The sequence below is a fragment of the Bradyrhizobium sp. WSM2254 genome (assembly GCF_000472645.1).
Taxonomy (GTDB): Bacteria; Pseudomonadota; Alphaproteobacteria; order Rhizobiales; family Xanthobacteraceae; genus Bradyrhizobium; species Bradyrhizobium niftali.
Window position 1 is genome coordinate 34,000 of sequence record NZ_AXAB01000018.1, and the last position, 13,132, is coordinate 47,131.

9 protein-coding genes and 1 pseudogene are annotated in these 13,132 nt (G+C 60.9%); 8 read left to right on the forward strand and 2 right to left on the reverse strand.

Annotated elements, in window-relative coordinates; all coding sequences use genetic code 11:
• Window positions 1-98 precede the first annotated feature (98 nt).
• Window positions 99-1,415: a lysine N(6)-hydroxylase/L-ornithine N(5)-oxygenase family protein gene (locus A3M7_RS44000; RefSeq protein WP_084302114.1), complete on the reverse strand. Its 1,317-nt coding sequence runs from the start codon at window positions 1,413-1,415 to the stop codon at window positions 99-101.
• A 1,506-nt stretch (window positions 1,416-2,921) separates the two neighbouring features.
• On the opposite strand from A3M7_RS44000, the gene A3M7_RS0113190 reads away from it, so the two are divergent.
• The 8 genes and pseudogenes from A3M7_RS0113190 (at window position 2,922) to A3M7_RS0113225 (ending at window position 11,284) form a co-directional block, all read left to right on the forward strand.
• Window positions 2,922-3,122, forward strand: coding sequence for a hypothetical protein (locus A3M7_RS0113190; protein ID WP_027544377.1), 201 nt, complete (start codon window positions 2,922-2,924; stop codon window positions 3,120-3,122).
• A 669-nt stretch (window positions 3,123-3,791) separates the two neighbouring features.
• Window positions 3,792-4,898, forward strand: a complete 1,107-nt coding sequence (sfnG, locus tag A3M7_RS0113195) for a dimethylsulfone monooxygenase SfnG (RefSeq protein WP_027544378.1) — start codon at window positions 3,792-3,794, stop codon at window positions 4,896-4,898.
• Window positions 4,899-5,014: 116 nt separating this feature from the next.
• The gene (locus A3M7_RS0113200) at window positions 5,015-5,842 is read left to right on the forward strand and encodes an ABC transporter ATP-binding protein (protein WP_371090186.1); all 828 of its coding nucleotides are present in this window, start codon (window positions 5,015-5,017) and stop codon (window positions 5,840-5,842) included.
• A pseudogene (locus A3M7_RS0113205) lies at window positions 5,842-6,796 on the forward strand (branched-chain amino acid ABC transporter permease). Before A3M7_RS0113200 ends, A3M7_RS0113205 begins: the two are co-directional and overlap by 1 nt.
• A 3-nt stretch (window positions 6,797-6,799) precedes the next feature.
• Window positions 6,800-7,846: a branched-chain amino acid ABC transporter permease gene (locus tag A3M7_RS0113210; RefSeq protein WP_027544380.1), complete on the forward strand. Its 1,047-nt coding sequence runs from the start codon at window positions 6,800-6,802 to the stop codon at window positions 7,844-7,846.
• 27 nt (window positions 7,847-7,873) lie between these two features.
• Window positions 7,874-9,205 carry an ABC transporter substrate-binding protein gene (locus A3M7_RS0113215; RefSeq protein ID WP_027544381.1) on the forward strand — a complete coding sequence of 444 codons (1,332 nt, stop codon included), beginning with the start codon at window positions 7,874-7,876 and terminating at the stop codon, window positions 9,203-9,205.
• 66 nt (window positions 9,206-9,271) lie between these two features.
• Entirely contained in the window at window positions 9,272-10,066 is a 795-nt protein-coding gene (locus tag A3M7_RS0113220; RefSeq protein WP_027544382.1) for an ABC transporter ATP-binding protein, read from the forward strand.
• A gap of 21 nt (window positions 10,067-10,087) precedes the next feature.
• On the forward strand, window positions 10,088-11,284 hold the full coding sequence (locus tag A3M7_RS0113225; protein ID WP_027544383.1) for an acyl-CoA dehydrogenase family protein: 1,197 nt from the start codon (window positions 10,088-10,090) through the stop codon (window positions 11,282-11,284).
• A 240-nt stretch (window positions 11,285-11,524) separates the two neighbouring features.
• Here A3M7_RS0113225 and A3M7_RS0113230 read toward each other — a convergent pair whose 3' ends face one another.
• Complete coding sequence (locus A3M7_RS0113230; RefSeq protein WP_027544384.1) at window positions 11,525-13,132, reverse strand: acyl-CoA carboxylase subunit beta; 1,608 nt, start codon at window positions 13,130-13,132, stop codon at window positions 11,525-11,527.

Below are 13,132 nucleotides of genomic sequence, written 5' to 3' on the forward strand. Positions count from 1 at the left end.
TCCAAAGGCGCGGTGATGTAGCCTGACAGATAGCTCGTCCGCAGCTGTAGCGGACGCATCAACACGACGGTTGTGGAGGGGGGAGAACGACGCTCGGCTCATGTGATTGCGGCCATGTGTTGCGTGGACGGCATCGCATCCCGACCGCATGGTTCGGGCATGTCTGATGTGTCATAACCGTCCAGGATCTGCCGATCTGACGTATCCAGATAAAACGGTTGTCCGAGCAGGCTATTGATGATGAGGCTGCTGCGGTATGCGACCAGTGATAAATTGACGCTCTGCAGCCCATGCTGCAGGCGGCTTTGGTTCTGCAAATATACCGGCCCTGGCATGTGTTGATCGAACCGGACCGCGTAGTCCGGGCCGACGACAGGCAGGCTATCCTCCATGCGCGCACCCCGGAGGAGCGTTCGCAAGAAGGGCGGGGTGCGCGGCTGGAAGCCTGTGGCGAGCACTATGCGATCAACCAGGATGCTGTGATTTCGCGGCGCCGCGATCTCACTCAGATCGACTTGCCAACGTTTGTTGTGGGATGTGATGTCCGTTAGGACAATGCTGGACAACAAACGAAAACTGTCATCCAGCGTGCCCTCCACGCCGCGCTCGTACAACAGGTCATAGAGGCGATTGCACAACTCGACGGAAATGCCGTCGCTTGTGAGCTTCTCGTGCTCCACGATGGCACGACGTTGGTGGAGCGGGAGAGCGTGAAAACGCCGGCTGTACCCCGGCATGTAAGCCTCGTTTACGAAACTGTTGTCGTCCATTGCAAACAGGTTTGTCCGCGACGTCACCCACGTAATCCGCGCCGCTACGGGACGACTAAGCATGTGCTCAACAATCTCAGCGCCGCTCTGACCACCTCCCACCACGAGCACATGCTCGCCGACGTAAGGTGGATCCCGCTCGAGATACTCGGCCGCATGATAGACGGCGTTGCCGATCAGGGGCCTAGCACACGCGGGAATCTTCGGCTCTACGCCAACTCCTATCACCACAGCGCGCGCGAGGTATGTGGTTGTGCTCGTGTTGACGCGGTAGCCGTCCCTGAAGGGCGCTACGTCGACAACCTCTTCGCCAAAGCGGAGCGTCTTGAGCCGTCGTGCGACCCACTGGTAATAGCCGGTAAATTCCCGCCGCGAGGTTGAGGCGTCGCGTCTGTTGACGAAGCTGTAGAGCCGCCCGTGTAGTGCCAGGTAGTTGAGGAAAGAATAGGGGCTGGTAGGGTCTACCAGGGTCACGCAATCCTTGAGTGGCGACACTTGTAGCCGGCTGTTTGGCAACGCCAGTCCCGGATGCCAACAAAATCCCTCGCGTTTCTCTAAAAAGAGCGCGCGTAGCGGGGTAGGTTCAATCAGTGCCGCCAGGCTGAGGTTGAACGGGCCGATCCCGATGCCAATGACATCAAGCATATCCACAGAGGCCTCTGTCACGCTCGTGTAAAACCTATCCGGAGAACGAAGGAAGTCGCCTACTCGAATTGGCAGCCTACAACCTGACGTCACGTGCGATACAAGCGCCTTCAGCTGATCCAGCTGGACCGCATGCCATTCTGCCGTGAGGAGAGTGGCCGCAACAAAGACGCGCCGTGAAGCCGGCCGCAGCCACGGTCATCAGGCGTCGCCGGCCCAGCTCGGGCAAGCTCGTGATTTTGTATAGATCTGTCAGCATCCACCGGCACCCGCACGCGGAAGCACTCTTTGCGCAATTTCGTGATGGACGAGCTGTATGAGCGCGGCCGGACGCACGGGGTTAGCCATTCGAGGTGCTCACATCATACTCAAATCGACATTGGAACGCGGAGGCCTCGTGGGACTCCGACGAGTGTCGCCGGCGACCTCGGGTTCTCCATAGGTATCAACGCCCTGCGAACCGGCTTTCGAATTTCGTCACTTCTGCCTCGTGGGTTGGCGTTTAACAGCCCAAGCGAGTCGACCGACGCAGATAATTCTGACAGCGCGTTCGGAGATGGCGGCGGCCAACTGCTCGTTGTGCGGGATGCTTTCACGCCAAATCAACGCTCGCCACCATGGACAGCTTGCGGATCTGCCGTGCATCGGCGGGGAGGTACGCATCCAAATGATCTCACGGGGGGTGTTTGCGAGGGGGGTGACGCGTTGCCGCCGGCAGATATTTGCCGAGCGGCCTGGAGACGATGTTGTCCCGATCCAGGCGCGTTGTGCATCGGCACGATCGGGATGAAGCACACTCGAGCTCATAACGGACACGTCACTGCTTTGCGCGCGCCGCGCCGCAATCCGGCACCAGCGGTCGATCGAAGTCACATGCCGTCGCGGGCGGCGTCGTCGTCACGGTGATGACCTCGCCAACACTGTGGGCCGATTTCGGTCGAACGGACGAAACGTTGCGGCGTCACCCGGCGGTCTCGACGGGAACCGATTCAACCTTGTGCGTGTGAGGGGGTAGACTGGCAGAAAGGAAATTCTCTCGAAAAACGCGAGCAGGACAATTCATTTCAGCAACATAGTGTCGATGCTTGCAGGTTGGGAGACGCGTAATGATCCATGTGCCCGAGTGCGAATGCGGGGCTTGGGGCCGCGCGTCGAGCCAGTGTCGATCAGGAGGCATCGCGCCGCAACGACCTTCTGCAGCCGGCGTCGCTATAACTTTGCTCCTTTCGAGTCTGAGATGAATGCGGCGCCGCGCCAATTCGTCAACTTTGGATCGCCATTTCATTGACCATCGTGCTGTCCTGCCGGATAGTCGTCAGCAGTAGATCGTGCTGCTCAGGGTCGCCACAATGCCAACGACCAACGGTAGGTTGATGTTCGACATGCGAAGCCGCATGCCACATCGCGCCGTCTCGGCTGCGACCGGCGTCTGTAGCTGATCGTACCAACAAATCCGAATTGATCAACAATCAGGCAGGAGCGCCGGATGCCGGCGATCGAGCAGACATGTCCCAAGCCTATGTCATCGAAGTATTCGATCGAACCGCTGGTATCGTCGTCAGCGACGGACGTGGCTATCGCTTCTTCTCATCGGAGCGGGTCTTTGACAGCCTCGACGGCGGTCATTTCGGCTCCGCCCGCGCTGCGGAACGCGCGGCGAGGGCACTTGTCGAGCAACGCCGCGGCGCCGGCAATCAAGCGCCATAAAGCCCAGGGTAGACAGAGGTTTCGGCTTGTGTGGGGGCGGTGGGACCCGTCGAGCGCTCGCGCTCCCACGGCTGAGGGGCGCGGCGTCGGCCGTCGGCGCGGGTCAGGGCCAGGTGAAAGCACCACAAAACGGTTGGAGGCAACGCTGACCGCTTGAAGATGAATGGTTGCGCTCCCAACGCGGGAGTCGTCCGCTTCAGACGGTCGCGACCAGGGAGTGTCGGCATCGGTGATTGTGCGACGCGAATCTTGCTCGTGCAGCAACAAACAAGCCGCTTGTTGCGAATCTAAAAAAACGAGTTTCCCGGATACCTCAAAAAAGAGTTGGTCTTAGACTCGCGCGCTCATGGGTTCTCTGGGACTATCGACCATCAATCAATGGTGCTTGAGAAAGGGAAGCGCTGATGGTTTGCAATGATCTCGTCGAGGAGGCCGATCGTTCCGCCACGCGGAGTACTTCGCGTCTTATGGTGGGCGCGCGGCTCTGTTGATGAGACCATCCTGCGTCAACGCACCTGCACCGCAGATCGCCACGAGTTCTACGACTTCTAGCTTAGCGTCGGATTGAATTGGGTATGCACCCGCTTGTCCCGAGCGGCGTGAATGCACTGTGCTGCCTGCCTTAACCCGCCGTTCGCCCAACACAAGCCAATCACGTGAGGTGACAGCATGACCACGAACAACAATGCCATCAAATTCGCCTATTGGGTGCCGAACGTGTCGGGCGGCCTCGTCATTTCCTCGATCGAACAGCGCACCAGTTGGGAAATCGATTACAATCGCAAACTGGCCCAGATCGCCGAGAAGGCCGGCTTCGACTACGCATTGAGCCAGATCCGCTTCACCGCAGGCTATGGTGCCGACAAGCAGCACGAATCCGTTAGCTTCTCGCACGCACTTCTCGCAGCCACCGAAAAGCTCAACGTCATCGCCGCCATCCTTCCCGGCCCATGGAATCCGGCGCTGGCCGCAAAGCAGATTGCGACGATCAGCCACCTGACCAATGCCCGGGTCGCGGTCAATATCGTCTCGGGCTGGTTCCGCGGTGAATTCCATGCGATCGGCGAACCCTGGCTGGATCATGACGAGCGCTACCGCCGCTCGGAAGAGTTCATCAACGCGCTGCGTGGGATCTGGAACGAGGAGAGCTTCACCTTCAACGGCGACTTCTACCGATTTCGCGACTACTCCGTGAAGCCGAAGCCGCTCGACCCGCTGCCGGAGATTTTCCAGGGCGGTTCCTCGCGCGCTGCCCGCGACATGGCCGCCCGCGTCTCCGACTGGTATTTCACCAACGGTAACACCCCAGACGGCCTGAAGACGCAAGTCGACGACATCAGAAGCAAGGAAAACGCGTTCGGCAAGAGCTGGCGAACCAAGATCGGCATCAACGCGTTCGGCATCGTCCGGCAAACCGAAAAGGAAGCCAGGGACGTCCTGCAGGAAATTCTCGACAAAGCGATCCCGGATGCCGTGCGTGGCTTCCACCATGAGGTCCAGAATGCCGGCAATGCCAGCCCCGAGCGTGAGGGCAATTGGGCCAAATCCACCTTCCAGGATCTCGTCCAGTACAACGACGGCTTCCGCTCGAATCTGATCGGCACGCCGCAGCAGGTCGCCGAACGCATCATCGAGCTCAAACGCGCGGGCGCTGATCTGATTCTGCTGGGGTTCCTGCATTTCCAGGAAGAGGTCGAATATTTCGGCAAGCATGTGATCCCGCTGGTCCGCGAGCTCGAGGCGAGAGCGCCCGCGCACGTTCAGGCTGCTGAATAGGCGCAAGGAAAGGCAGCCAGGTGGCGGGGATTGCGACAGGAGCCGGCGTACTTCGGCTGGAGGAGCTGCCTCCGGATGGAGACGTGCGTGCGTCGCGTGGAGAACGGGATGAGGCGATAGCGAGCCGCACCGAGCGGGCCGGCCAAACGCTCGCGCGGCCGGTGCTTGGACTTGCGAATATTTCGTTGACATTCGGCGGGGTCGCGGCGCTTCGCGATATCGATCTGCACGTCGCCGAGGGCGAAATCCGGGCGGTGATCGGCCCGAACGGCGCCGGCAAAAGCTCGCTGCTCAACATCGTCAGCGGGCTTTATCGACCCGATCAGGGCGAGGTGTGGTTCGGCGATCGCTCATTTCGCGAAGTGCCGACGTCGAAGCTTGCCGCGCATGGCGTGGCCCGGACGTTTCAGAACCTTGCCCTGTTCAAGGGGCTTTCCGTTTTCGACAATGTGCTGATGGGGCTGGCGCATCGCGTGCGCGCGGGCTTTTTGCGGCAGATCGTCGGCTCACCATGGGCGCGGCGGATCGAGGCAGAGAATCGCGCGGCTGCGGAAGAGGTGATCTCTTTCCTGCACCTCTCCGAGGTTCAAGATCGCATGGCCGGAACGCTGCCTTACGGGCTCCAGAAGCGGGTCGAACTGGCTCGGGCACTGGTTGTGCGGCCAAAACTCCTGCTGCTGGACGAGCCGTTCGCCGGCGTGACGGTCGCGGAGAAACAGGAGTTGTCGCAGCATGTGCGCAACGCCCGCGACAGCTTCGGCGCCACCATCGTCTTGATCGAGCATGACATCGGCGTCGTGATGGGGCTGTCCGACCGCGTGGCCGTGCTCGATTACGGACGAAAGATCGCAGACGGCACGCCCGACCAGGTCCGTGCCGACCCAGTAGTAATCGATGCCTATCTCGGCGTCGCGCATGAGGACGATACGGAGCTTGCGATCTGATGTTTGATTATCAATTTCTGATTGAGGTTCTGATTGGCGGCCTGCTTTCGGGGGTGATGTACTCGCTGGTGGCGATCGGGTTCGTGCTGATCTACAAGACTTCCGGCGTGCTCAACTTCGCGCAAGGCGCGATGTTGCTGTTTGCGGCGCTGACCTTCGTTAGCCTGGTCGAGCGTGGTACACCGTTTGCCGCGGCGCTGGCGGCAACGCTGGCGATCATGATCCTGTTAGGCATCGTCATTGAGCGGGCGGTGCTGCGGCCACTGGTCAACCAGCCACCGATTACGTTGTTCATGGCGACGCTCGGTCTCTCCTACGTGATCGAGGGCGCTGCGCAGCTTCTGTGGGGCACGCAGGTGCATGGTCTCGACATCGGCATCAGCGACACGCCGTTCGAAGTGGCGGGCGTGCTGATCAGTCAGTTCGACCTGTTTGCGGCGGCCGTCGCGGGCAGCCTGGTTGCGCTGTTTGCGCTGTTCTTTCGCTATACCCGCACCGGGCTATCGTTTCGTGCCGTAGCCGATGATCAATTTGCCGCCCTTGCGGTGGGCCTCCGCCTGCCGCGGGTGTGGGCCGCGGTCTGGACGGTGGCCGGAATCGTTCCTTGCGGTGGGCCTCCGCCTGCCGCGGGTGTGGGCCGCGGTCTGGACGGTGGCCGGAATCGTTGCTCTCGTCAGCGGCCTCTTGTGGGGCGCACGGCTCGGCGTGCAGTTCTCGCTGTCGCTCGTCGTGTTGAAAGCGCTGCCGGTGCTGGTGCTCGGCGGGTTCGATTCGATCGCCGGTGCAATCGTCGGCGGTCTCCTGGTCGGCGCCATCGAAAAACTGGCAGAGGTCTATGTCGGGCCGTTCTTTGGCGGCGGCATCGAAGCGTGGGCAGCCTATGTCGTGGCACTCGCGCTCTTGCTGATCCGGCCATCTGGCCTGTTCGGCCAGAAGCTGGTGGAAAGGGTGTAGGCTATGACCGCTCTTACGCCCGCCAGACTGCGCTGGCCTTCGGCCGAGACCCTGTGGATCGGCATCGCGATCTTGGCCGCCTACGGCGTCGTTCCGCTTGCTGGATCGGACTATGTGCTGGATGCCGTGCTCACGCCATTCCTGGCGCTGGCGCTTGCCGCGGTCGGGCTCAACGTCCTCACCGGCTATGCGGGGCAGGTTTCGCTTGGTTCGGCGGCCTTCCTCGCTGTCGGCGCGTATGCCGCCTACAACCTCCAGCTTCGCGTCCCGGCCTTGCCGCTGCTGGTCGATCTGGTGCTGGCCGGCGGCACCGCGGCGGCAATCGGCATCGTGTTCGGGCTGCCGAGCCTGCGGCTGCGTGGCTTCTATCTCGCGGTATCGACGCTGGCCGCGCAATTCTTCGTGCAGTGGGCGCTCACCAAGTTCGGCTGGTTCTCCAACGACAATCCGTCCGGGGTGATCGACGCGCCGGTTCTCAATATTGGCGGCGTCACGTTTACCAGCGCCGCCGAACGTTACGTCTTCTCGCTGACGATCGTGGTCGTCTTGATGCTGTTGACCCTGCGACTTGTACGCTCCCAGTCCGGCCGCAACTTCGTCGCGGTGCGCGACCACGAGATCGCGGCAAAGGTGATCGGCGTGCCGCTGCTGCGTACCAAGCTGCTCGCCTTCGCGACCTCGTCCTTCCTCATCGGCGTCGCCGGCGTGCTCTGGACGTTTGCGTATTTGCGCACGGTCGAGCCGGCCGGCTTTAACCTCGATCGCTCGTTCCAGATCCTGTTCATCATCATCATCGGCGGCTTGGCCTCGCTGCGCGGATCTTTCGCCGGCGCGGCCTTCATCGTCGTGTTCCCGCTTCTACTGTCGCGGATCGGCGCCGCCTTGTTCGGCAGCGTCTTCGATTCCGGTGTGCTGGAGATGAGCCAGCGTATCATCATCGGTGCGCTCATCATTGCGTTTCTGATCGCTGAGCCCCGCGGGTTGATCGCCCTGTGGGACCGTGCCTGGTCCGCCATTCGGCCCATGAGGCGCCCAGCGATCCCGAGTTGAGATGGACTTCATCAAAAGGAGCTTGCAATGAACATGTTGAGACGTTTGAAGGTGACGATGGGCGCGGCGCTCGTTGCAGGCCTAACCGGTACGTTGGCGGCGCACGCCGACGAACAGTTTTTCCCGCTCCAGAGCTATCGCGTTGGCCCCTATGCCGCGGGCGGCACCGGGTTCTTCGGGGGCTTCATCGACTATCTCAATCTGGTCAACACCCGGGATGGTGGCGTCAACGGCGTGAAGCTGACCTGGGATGAAGGCGAGACCCAGTACGAGGTCGAGCGTGGCATCGAAGTCTATGAGCGGCTGAAGAGCCGCCCAGGAATCGCGGCCTGGAATCCGCTGTCGGTCGGCATTGCCTATGCCATGATCGACCGCATCACCAAGGACAAGGTGCCGCTGATCACCATCAATCACGGTCGTACCGATTCGACTGATGGCCGTATATTCCCTTACGTGTTTCCGCTGCTGCTCAATCCCTACAGCGAGACCTCCGGCATCGTGAACTACATTGCCTCAAGGGAGGGCGGTCCGGACCAGCTGAAGGGCAAGAAGATCGTCGTGCTCTATCATGGTTCGCCCTACGGCAAGGAGACGATTCCGATCTACAAGCTGCTGGCGGACAAATACGGGTTTGGCCTCGAGCAGATCGAGGTGCCGCATCCGGGCAACGAGCAGCAATCGCAATGGCTCTCGATCCGTCGGGCGAAGCCGGATTATGTGGTGCTGCGCGGCTGGGGCGTGATGAACCCCGTGGCCCTGAAGACCGCGCAGAAGGTCGGCTTCCCCGCTGACCACATCATCGGCAATGTCTGGTCCAATTCCGAGGAGGACGTCATTCCCGCCGGCGATGCGGCCAAGGGCTACATCGCGATCACGACCCAGGCCTCTGGCGCTGAGTATCCGGTGCTGCAGCAGGTGATCAAGACCGTCTATGGCGCGAACAAGGGCAATCTCGACGATAAGAAGCGGATCGGCAGTGTCTATCACAACCTCGGGATCGTGAACGGCATCCTCAATGTCGAAGCAGTCCGGATTGCCCAGGCAAGGTTCGGTAAGCGTACCTTGACCGGTGACGAGGTCCGTTGGGGCTTTGAACACCTGCAACTCGATCCGGCGCGGGTGGAGGCGCTGGGCGCGAAGGGCCTGTTCCACTCGATCAACGTCACCTGGGACAATCATGAAGGCGACGGCCGTGTCACCTTCCAGCAGTGGGACGGCAGCAAATGGAAGGTCGTCTCGGACTGGATCGCGCCCGACTGGGCGTTCCTCCGGCCGATCATCGAGAAATCGTCGACGGCCTATGCGAAGGAGCACGCCATCAAGATCCGTACCTCCGGTGACGATCCGGTGGGCCAGTAGCGTAAACGCGACGCTCAATACCTGCGGGAGCAGAGGCTCCCGCAGGTTCAGATCAATGGGTCAGGCATGAGTGACGTTCTGCTTTCAGTCGAGCGATTGGCCGCAACCTACAATCGCGCCATTCGGGCCGTGAATGACGTATCGTTCGCGGTTCGGCCCGGTGAGATCGTTGCCGTGCTCGGCGCAAACGGCGCCGGCAAGTCGACTACGCTGCAGGCAGTCTCGGCGCTGCTGCCGGCGCGGCGGGGCCAAGTGGCCGCCGGACGCATTGTTTTTCAGGGCCGCGACATTGCATCCGCATCGCCCGCGAAACTGGTCCGAGCCGGGATTGTTCCGGTCCTTGAAGGCCGGCATTGCTTTCCATCGCTGACGGTGGAAGAGAATCTGATCACCGGCGCGATCGGCCGCGACGCAAAATCTCGCGAGATCCGCGCCGATCTCGATGACATCTACAAGCTCTTTCCGCGGTTGAAGGACCATCGCAAGACAATCTCCGGGCTCACCTCGGGTGGCGAGCAGCAGATGACCGCGGTCGGCCGCGCGCTGATGTCGCGGCCGCGACTGCTGGTGCTCGACGAGCCGTCGATGGGGCTCGCGCCACTCGTCGTCGAAGGTATTTTCCGTGCGCTGAAGCAGCTCAACCGCGAACAGGGCCTCTCGATCCTCGTCGCCGAACAGAATTCGACGGTCGCGCTGCGCTTTTCCGATCATGCGGTCGTCCTTGAGAACGGCCGCAGCGTGCTGTCCGGCGCATCCGTCGCGTTGCGCAACCGCGATGACATCAAGGCACTTTACCTCGGCGGTTCACAGCAAACGGATGTCGGCGAGAAACCGCTCATCCGCGCCATTGCTGGACATTGATCAACACAGGGGAGAAGAACCATGGCTAACGAGAATCTGGCGCGCAAGATCGATCAGGACGTCTATTCCCGGCTGGATGCCGCGATCGATGCGACCGTAAAGGTCAATGCCGATCGTAATGATCTGGAAAGCCGCTTTCCCAGGGAAAATCTAACGGCGTTGGCTGAGGCTGGTTGGACCGGCGTGCTGAACGAGCCGCGGTTTGGCGGACTTGGGCTTGGTCATGTCGATTTTGCGGAAGCCGCTTACCGCATCGGGCAAGCTGACGCGTCGACCGGCCTCGTCTACATCATGCATGTCGGTGCGGCGCAGACCATCAATCTGTTCGGCAGCGATGATCAGAAGGAGCGCTGGCTCAAGACCCGCAATGGCGGCCTGCTTGGCACCTATTCGACCAGTGAACGCGCCACCGGCGGACACTGGTGGTATAATTTGTCTGAAGCCTCGCGTGACGGTGAGGACTATCGGGTCAATGCCGAGAAATCCTTCACAACGAGTTCCGGTCAGGCCGACTTCTATGTGGTGCAGACGCGCACGCCCGGCGCCAAGGACCAGGCCGATATCGTCTTCTTCATTGTTGACGGCAAGTCTCCGGGTCTAGAAGCGAAGCCTTGGGATGCCCTCGGCGTGCGTGGCAATCACTCGGGCCCCATCCGCTACACGAACGTGCGGGTACCGCGACGAGATCGGCTCGGCGCCGAAGGGCAGGGCAAGGAAATCATCTATAACGGCGTATCACCAGTCTATCTGATCGGGCTCGGCGCGGTCTGGGAAGGCGTGGCCCGCGGCGCCTTGAGCGCGGCGGTCGCGCACACCACGAGCTTCGTGCATAAGGACCGGAACAAGAGTCTCTCGGACTACCAAGCAATTCGTCAGGAGCTCGGTGCGGCCAAGGTGCTTGTCGAGACGCTGCGGCCGTGGCGTCTCGAACTGGCCGCAAGGCTTGACGCGCTGTGGCGCGCTGGCAAGCCACAGAGCGAAATCCTGATCCCGTTGACCGAGTTCAAAGTCCATGCCGCCGAAGTCGCGAACAAAGTCGCTGCGACGGCACTGACAGTGACGGGTGGCTACGGCTATCACCGTGGGCCGATCGAGCGCGCGTTCCGCGACGCGCGCGCAGCCATCGCGATGGGACCCTCGAACATCATTGCCCGGGACTGGATCGGCAAATCGCTGGTCGGCCTGCCCCTCGAGCTGTTCTACGAGGGGGGCGAATAGATCGAAATCAGCGAACTTGATCTGCCGATCGGCGGAACGAACATCTCGTGCAATGAGTGGAATTTTCAGGAAGAACGCGGTAACCGAATCGGTGATCACCGCCACTCCACCAGCAGATGCACAGACGACGACCGGCCCTCTTGACCTACTCGCGGCAGAGGCGCTTTGGCAATTTCGTCGGGGCGGGGCGCCTTTGCGAGTCTTCTCTCGTGCTCGCAACCTATCCAAATCGGCAGGACGTCACATTCGGAGTACGCCGTAATGCGGCGAGGTGATTGGGCTGTTGAGCGAGGCACTCAGAACGATTGCAAGCGCGTTTCTGGTATCGACTGGATCAAGAATGCCGTCATCCCACAACTCGGATGTCGCATAGTACGCCCTCGACCGCTCCCGATATTCTTCCAGGATCGGCTGGCGAATGGCTGTCAACTCCTCCGTGGAGAGGTGCCCATCGTGACGGGCCAGCTGTCTTGCCTTGACATGTGTGAGCACGCCCGCTGCCTGCTCGGCGCCCATCGCCGAAATCTGAGACTGCGGCCAAGTGAACACAAAACGCGGATCGAAAGCCCGTCCCGCCATAGCGTAGGTTCCAGCTCCGTGGGAGGCGTTACAGACGATTGTGAATTTTGGCACCGACGCCCCGGAGACAGCCATGATCAGCTTGGCGCCGTCCTTGGTTATGCCACGCCGTTCGTAGTCGCGGCCCACCATAAAGCCGGTCGTATTCTGCAAAAAGAGCAGAGGTGTTCGCGACTTGTCGCACAGTTGAATGAAGTGAGCGCCTTTCAGAGCGCTTTCGCTCAACAGCACACCGTTGTTTGCGAGAATACCAATCTGATAGCCATGCAGACGCGCGAAGCCGCACACAAGAGTCTCGCCATAACGTGACTTATATTCGTGGAACCGGCTGCCATCAACCAGACGGGCAATGATCTCCCGCATGTCGAATTGCGTCCGAGGATCCCTCGGAAGAATACCGTACAGTTCGGATGCACTATAGGCGGGCGGCTCCGGAGCGGCCCGGTTGATCAGGGCTTTTACAGGATCACTGAAGCGAGCGACAATATCTCGGGCAATTGCAATCGCATGCAGCTCCGAACTTGCAAGATAGTCGCTCGTCCCCGATACGCTGGTATGCAAGTGAGCGCCGCCGAGTGCTTCGGCGGAAATCTCTGCACCGGTGGCAGCTTTGACGACCGGCGGACCGCCCAGAAAGATCGCTCCCGTGCCCTCAACAATGATGTTGTAGTCGCTAAGCGCCGGGACGTATGCGCCGCCGGCGCTGCAATGGCCCATGGCTATACCGACCTGCGGTACTCCCATCTTTGAAAGAATGGACTGATTGCGAAGGATTCGACCCGCGTGATAGCGATCAGCAAAGAACTCCGCCTGTAAGGGCAAGAAGCCGCCGGCACAGTCGCACAAATGAACGACCGGCAGGCGATTCTCGATCGCGATGTCCAAGGCCCGCACGATCTTCTTGACCGATAGCGGATACCACGCCCCGCCTTTGACGCTAGCGTCATCTGCGTGGATAACGACCTCTCGACCCGCGACGATGCCGATCCCAACGACCTGAGCGGCGCCGGGCACCTCACCATCATAGGCTTTGTTAGCCGCCAGTGTCGAAAGCTCGAGGAACGGGGTTTCCGGGTCAAGCAAAGCTTCGATCCGATCACGCACAAACAGCTTGTTTTGCCGCTTGAGACGCTCAAGATCCCGTACCGGACGCGCGAAGCGGGCGGCATGCTGGCGCTCCTCCAATTCTTTTGCAAGTCGCCTGTTATGAACTTCGTTGAGCCGATAGTCTTCCGAATTGACATCCACCAGAGACGAGAGCTGCTGCAT